At 40.4% G+C, this 1,448-nt stretch carries 1 protein-coding gene; it reads left to right on the top strand.

All coding sequences use genetic code 11. The features are described from left to right. The first annotated feature begins 168 nt into the window (after positions 1-168). Positions 169-1,346, top strand: a protein-coding gene (locus G322_RS0119300; protein ID WP_156874008.1) for an IS3 family transposase whose coding sequence is annotated in 2 segments (ribosomal slippage) — positions 169-427 and positions 427-1,346 — 1,179 coding nt in all. Because the reading frame shifts where the segments join, the coding sequence is not laid out codon by codon here. Positions 1,347-1,448 lie beyond the last annotated feature (102 nt).

The raw sequence follows: 1,448 nt of genomic DNA, 5'->3' as shown, positions 1-1,448 counted from the left end.
TAAGGTTTAAGGTTTAAGGTTTAAGGTTTAAGGTTTAAGCAGATATTATAATCAAAACGTACACACAACCCCTTCCATTTTTCTTGATAAGAGTTTGAAGTGGCATAGTTAATTTGGCCACCTACTTAGAGGTGATATGATCACTTCCAAATTAAGATAGGTGACACAATGACAAAGCGACCAAAAACCAATTTCACTCCCGAGTTTAGACTTGAATCTGCACAATTAGTGGTTGATCAAGGTTATTCTGTGAGGGAAGCCGCACAAGCTATGAATGTTGGTAAATCAACAATGGACAAGTGGGTTCGTCAGCTCAAAGAGGAACGCCAAGGACTTTCTCCGAAGGCGACTCCAATGACACCTGACCAACTTAAAATTCGTGAATTAGAAAAGAAAATAAAGCGGATTGAAATGGAGAAAGACATATTAAAAAAGGCTACCGCTCTCTTGATATCGGACTCGATAAGCAGTTTTCTATAGTCGATAAAGTCAAGCAGAGCTATCCCGTTTCAGCCATTTGTGATGTGTTTGAACTCAATCGTAGTAGTTATAAATATTGGTCTAATCGACCAAGAGGCACCTCATTTTTACATGTTAAATTGATCAGTGAAATTAAAGCGGCTCATCAAGTGAGTGGTGGCTCTGCGGGGGCTAGAACGATAGCGGGTATAGTGACAACCAATGGCACTCAATTAAGTCGTTATCGAGCAAGTAAGTTGATGAAAACGCTAAATTTAACGAGTCGCCAACTTCCTGCTCATAAGTACAAGAAAACAGGAAATGAACGTATAGATATACCGAATATACTTAATCGAGAATTTTCTGTCAGTATGCCGAATAAAGCATGGTGTGGTGATGTCACTTACATTTGGGTTGGTAATCGTTGGGCATATCTGGCGGTGGTAATGGACTTATTTTCAAGAAAAGTAATTGGTTGGGCAATATCATTTTCACCCGATACGCGTTTAACGGGTAAAGCTTTATCGATGGCATATGAGTTACGTGGTCGACCTAAAGGAGTGATGTTTCATTCGGATCAAGGATGTCATTACACCAGTAAAAAATACAGGCAATTATTATGGCGTTTTCAAATAACCCAGAGTATGAGTCGCCGAGGAAATTGTTGGGATAATGCACCAATGGAGCGGTTTTTTAGAAGTTTAAAAACAGAATGGGTACCGACTTCGGGTTACGGCTCATTTAACGAGGCTAAAATATCTATCACGCATTATATTATTGGATATTACAGCCAAGTCAGACCACATCAATATAATGCAGGTTTGACACCCAATGAATCAGAACGCAGGTTCTGGTTTGAATACAAATCCGTGGCCAGTTTTACTTGACCACTTCAGTTGGTTGCTTAGCAAGACCGACAGCATATTGCTCTGAGCCGCCGATCTAAGCTCAGCCAGCACAGGGATGTGCTGTTTGAGCTGGTGCGTTTT

Source organism: Psychromonas hadalis ATCC BAA-638 (assembly GCF_000420245.1).
Lineage (GTDB): Bacteria > Pseudomonadota > Gammaproteobacteria > Enterobacterales > Psychromonadaceae > Psychromonas > Psychromonas hadalis.
The sequence above is the reverse complement of the archived record's forward strand: the minus strand, read 5'-3'. Positions and strand labels throughout refer to the sequence as shown.